At 63.6% G+C, this 3,969-nt stretch carries 4 protein-coding genes and 1 pseudogene; 2 read left to right on the top strand and 3 right to left on the bottom strand.

What is annotated here, in order from left to right:
• The 3 genes from JCM25146_RS15465 to JCM25146_RS24315 form a co-directional block, all read right to left on the bottom strand.
• A partial coding sequence (locus tag JCM25146_RS15465) for a GHMP family kinase ATP-binding protein (protein WP_025829160.1) occupies positions 1–402 on the bottom strand: 402 nt, incomplete at its 3' end.
• Entirely contained in the window at positions 399–1,835 is a 1,437-nt protein-coding gene (locus JCM25146_RS20150; RefSeq protein WP_242401192.1) for a tetratricopeptide repeat protein, read from the bottom strand. The genes JCM25146_RS20150 and JCM25146_RS15465, both read right to left, overlap by 4 nt.
• Entirely contained in the window at positions 1,787–2,212 is a 426-nt protein-coding gene (locus tag JCM25146_RS24315) for a tetratricopeptide repeat protein (RefSeq protein WP_242401191.1), read from the bottom strand. Before JCM25146_RS24315 ends, JCM25146_RS20150 begins: the two co-directional genes overlap by 49 nt.
• A gap of 199 nt (positions 2,213–2,411) precedes the next feature.
• On the opposite strand from JCM25146_RS24315, the gene JCM25146_RS15450 reads away from it, so the two are divergent.
• Positions 2,412–3,278, top strand: coding sequence for a uracil-DNA glycosylase (locus tag JCM25146_RS15450; protein WP_242401190.1), 867 nt, complete (start codon positions 2,412–2,414; stop codon positions 3,276–3,278).
• A gap of 277 nt (positions 3,279–3,555) precedes the next feature.
• Positions 3,556–3,969 (top strand): annotated as a pseudogene (locus JCM25146_RS20145) (lytic transglycosylase domain-containing protein); the annotation flags it as partial.

The raw sequence follows: 3,969 nt of genomic DNA, 5'->3' as shown, positions 1-3,969 counted from the left end.
CGCCCGGTCCAGCAGGCGCAGGGCGGCGGCGGCATCTGCCGAGCCTCCCCCGATGCCCGAGGCCACGGGCAGTTTTTTTTCCAGCACCAGCGTACCACCCTGCACGTGGGCCTGTGCGCCACCCAGCGCCTGCAACGCCTGTGCCGCTCTGATGACAAGGTTGTCAGCCCCTGCGGCCGATGCATCCAGCACGCGGCCAAAGCGGCCGGTAATGTGCAGGTGCAGGGGCTCGGGGCCGGGCTGGTAATGCAGCACGTCCCCCGCCCCTGCGAACACAACCAGACTGTCCAGCAGATGGTACCCATCGGCCCGGCGGCCTGTCACATGCAGGTACAGGTTGACCTTGGCGGGAGCGGCCTCTGTAAAGGCAAAGGTGGAAACATCCAGTGCAGCTACGGTCACGGCGTGTGTTTTCCTTGTTCCTGAACGGGTTGGGCAGAGGCTGGTGCGACCGCAGACTGTTCGCCCGCAGGGGCGGCAGGCACACCTGCTTTTTGCAGCGCCGCGCGGATAAGGGCTTCATCCGCAGCACTCGGGTGCAGGCCCAGCGCCACATTCCACTGGTCCACGGCCTCGGCCTTGCGCCCCATTCGCCAGTAGGCCTCGCCCAGATGGTAATTGACCTCGGGGTCTTCGGGCGTCTGCTCGGCTGCTTTTTCCAGCAGGGGAATACCGCCGGCAAGGTCGCCGCGCTCCACACGCACCCAGCCCAGACTATCTGTTATGGCAGCATCATGCACGTCCAGCTCATGGGCCTTGCGCAGAAGTTTTTCCGCCTCTGCCAGATCCTCATGCTGTTCAACCATGCCGTAGCCCAGAAAATTGAGTAAAAGCGGCTCATCAGGCGCGTACGCCAGAGCCGCGCGGGTGTCTGCCTTGGCGGCAGCCCAGTCGCCCGCCTCGTGGTAGGCCATGCCGCGCAGGAACAGGAGTGTCCAGTCCGGCATTTTTTGCGCGTTGGCCAGATCAATCGCACGGGTATAGGCGGCTATCGCACCTTTCCAGTCTTTGGTCTGGCTGAGTGCTGTACCCAGCGCACGCTCTATGACAATCCGCCCCGGTGCCTGCTCAGACAGATGCCGTAGTAAAGGAATGGCCTCTTCAGGGTGGTCGTTGGTTGTCTCCAGCACCGCAAGGCGGAGTGTGGCCACAATGGCCAGCGGGTCCTGCGGGGGCACATGGGCCAGCGTTTCCCGCGCGGCGGTAAAATGCTGCTCGTTATCCTGAATTTCGGCCAGCATAAGACGCGCATCCACCAGTGTGGGGTCCATACCCAGCGCAAAGCCCAGCATAAGGCGTGCGGCCTCGTTGATCTGGAACAGGTTAAGGGCGCCGCCCTCGCCCTCCGCCCCCTGCTCACGCGCCTGCTGGCGGAGCAGAAAAGCGCTCAGCACATAGGCATGGGCAATACCCTCGCGCATGGAGGTTACGGGGTAGTGGCTAATATTGGCCTGTAGCGCCGGACCTGCCAGCCCCAGAATGCTGTCCGCCTCCACCAGCTTACGAAGAGTGGCGCGCGCCTTCTCCTGCTGGCCATGGTTCCACAACCATGCGGCCTGAGAGCGGGCAAGGAGCATGTCCTCCCCCGGCATAATCTTCTGCGCCCGTTCAAACAGGGCTTCCGCCCGCTCGGACTGCCCCGCCACCTGCGCGATAATCCCGGCATGCAGGGTATAAAACGGCAGCAGCAGAGGGGTCTGCGGGTGTAGCAGGCTCTCTATCGCGGCATCGGCATGCCCCTGCGCCTGCTCGCACCAGGCCAGCAGTAACGGCAGGATCAGGTGGGTCATGGGGTCCTCGCCCGCACGGCGATAATACTGCGTGGCATCGGCCATGCGCCACGGACGGCAGCATCATTCCCCAGAACAAGGGCGGAGACCACGCTCCGGTCCTGTGGTGTTTTTTCTACCAGATGCGCCAGCTCCACGGCCTGTGGGTCACCCGCCATGACGTTGCGCACAAACGCCTGCCGCAACAGCTCTGTATTGGCGGGGTCTGCCTGCAAGGCGGTGCGGAAGGCCTGAGCGGCCTGTGTGTCATCCCCCATCCGCACGGCAACGATGCCGCGCAGATAGGCTTCCGAATCGATATGTCCGCTCCCGGTCCGCTCCACAGGCCCATCTTTATGGAGCGGGCCATGGCCGGGTTCGGGTACGGCTGCCAATGCGGGCGATACCAGCATTGTAGCACTGAGCAGGAAAACCGTAGGCATAAGGCGACAAAACAGCATAAGAACCCTATTCAAGCTGAGGCGGCAGCACCGGGTTGCCGCAGCATCCGCCCCACACCTGCCAGCGTGGCAAGGAGGAACGACATGAACGGCTGGTTTTTCTCTACCGCGCTCATGCCAAACCACCAAACCGTTCACGCCATATTCTGCTCTGACCCGTGATTGTGCTAGGGGTAGAATAATGCACGACGCCCTCTCCCTCCTCCGCCTCTATACTGAATGGGGGGTGGACACCGCCGTGACCGACCACGCCACGGACCACCGCCAGAGCGGGGCCGGGGCCTTCCGTCTGCCCCCGGCACACGCACCGCGTACCCCCGCGCCCCAACCTGCCCGCACAGCCGCAGGAGCCGCCAATTCCACCGCAGCAGGCCGCACGGGTGCGCCCATACCCCCGCCCCAGTACCACCCACACACAGGGGATGGAACGGCACTGCCCAGTCTGGGCGAGTCCATAGAGCTTGCCCGGCAGGCTGCGGCACAGGCCACAACGCCCGATGCCCTGCACCATGCCATGGAGCAGTTTGGGGCGTGCTCCCTGCGCGGCACCGCCATGCACACGCTTGTCCCCTCCGGCCCGCCCAACGCCCCGCTCATGCTGATTGGCGAGGCCCCGGACGCGGACGAAGACCGGAGCGGTGTTGTTTTTTCGGGCCTGTGCGGCACCTTGCTTGATACCCTGCTGGCACCACTCCCGCTTGAGCGCGACCAGTTGGCCCTTGCTACCGCCCTGCCGTGGCGTCCGCCGGGGGGCCGCCCGCCATCGGATGCAGAGCAGCGGATCTGCCTGCCCTTCCTCCAGCGTGCAATTACCCTGCTGGCCCCCCGCCGCCTTGTGCTGTGCGGCCGCCTGCCCACAACCATGCTGCTTGGCGCGGGCACCACACCCCCACGGCGCGACTGGGCCGTGCTGGAGCTACCCGGCCATGGGTCCATCCCCGTAATTGCCATGCGCCACCCGCTCCAGCTCCGCGCCTCCCCCACCGCACGGCGGGAGATATGGCAAACGCTGATGATGGTGATGAAAACACTGCGCGACACCCCCTAAAGCAACCATGACCATGCCTGTAATATCGCCTTGTCCGTCACAAAGAATTACAGCATGAAATAACGCCAGATACCTTTGAAAAACAAAGAACTTCATAAGCAGAAACAAACGCGTTACGCCAAAGAACACAACGGTTTCTAAAACCCGCCAACCAATGTTTACACAGAGTAAACTTGCTTTTTGCGCACAAAACGCCTAGACCCCGCCAGCCATGCGAGCGATAGGTCAAATTCCTCATCAGATCGCGGCAAAAGCCTTTTTGGCTGGAGCCGCTCTTTTGGCCAGCGCTTCCGTCAACACGACGAGAGCCCACGCCAGCACCCCGGACCACGGGGCGGAACCGCACAGCGAAGAGCTGGCGATGGTTCTGCCACGCCGGGCTTTTCCAGAAGGGGATGATCTTGCCCTGCCCAAACCACTTCCACCGGACGTAGCGACCAATATCCGCGCCGTTTTCCGCCTTCAGCGCATGGGCGCGTTTGCCGAGGCAATCAGTAGCACCACGCATCTGACGGACTCTGTCCTGCTGGGCGAGGTGGAGGCAAACCGCTACCTCAACCCAAGCTACCACCCCAGTGCGACAGAACTGCGCAACTGGCTCAAGCAATACACCTCCTACGCGGACGCACCCGCTGTATGGGCCCGCCTTGCGGCCCTGCCCGAGCGCGGTGGCCCCATGCCTGCGGCCCCG

Source organism: Acetobacter okinawensis JCM 25146 (assembly GCF_000613865.1).
GTDB classification, from domain to species: domain Bacteria; phylum Pseudomonadota; class Alphaproteobacteria; order Acetobacterales; family Acetobacteraceae; genus Acetobacter; species Acetobacter okinawensis.
Note: the sequence above shows the minus strand (reverse complement) of the source record. Positions and strands in the feature narration are given on the sequence as shown.

Coding starts and splice junctions, on each gene's coding strand:
- JCM25146_RS20150 (WP_242401192.1), bottom strand. CDS start 1,835: ATGGCCGATGCCACGCAGTATTATCGCCGTGCGGGCGAGGACCCCATG.
- JCM25146_RS24315 (WP_242401191.1), bottom strand. CDS start 2,212: ATGCCTACGGTTTTCCTGCTCAGTGCTACAATGCTGGTATCGCCCGCA.
- JCM25146_RS15450 (WP_242401190.1), top strand. CDS start 2,412: ATGCACGACGCCCTCTCCCTCCTCCGCCTCTATACTGAATGGGGGGTG.